Annotated in this window: 1 pseudogene; it reads right to left on the bottom strand. The window is 72.5% G+C overall.

The window, feature by feature from the left end:
• Positions 1–291 (bottom strand): annotated as a pseudogene (locus tag EN851_RS35595) (molybdopterin cofactor-binding domain-containing protein); the annotation flags it as partial.

The raw sequence follows: 291 nt of genomic DNA, 5'->3' as shown, positions 1-291 counted from the left end.
TTTTCGCGGCCGATAGCGGCCATCAGTTCGGCGATCGACAGGTCCGGTCCCTCGCCGCGCGGCGAGGCGATGCGGCCGTCCTGCACGACCAACGTGTTTGCCTGCAGCGCCTGGAAGGGCGAGCGCGGGTCGGAGAGCGCCAGGCCGATCAGCTCGTCCAGTGCCTGGCCCGCCGCCTTGTAGACAGCGCCGGTCATGACGCCGGCCAGCCGCGAGCCGCCGGTGACGCCGGCCCGGGCGAAGCGAGTCGCCGAGCTTCACCGACACCTGCTCCACCGGCACGCCGAGCGT

The sequence above is a fragment of the Mesorhizobium sp. M8A.F.Ca.ET.208.01.1.1 genome, from assembly GCF_004791315.1.
In the GTDB taxonomy this organism is placed as follows: domain Bacteria; phylum Pseudomonadota; class Alphaproteobacteria; order Rhizobiales; family Rhizobiaceae; genus Mesorhizobium.
The sequence above is the reverse complement of the archived record's forward strand: the minus strand, read 5'-3'. Positions and strand labels throughout refer to the sequence as shown.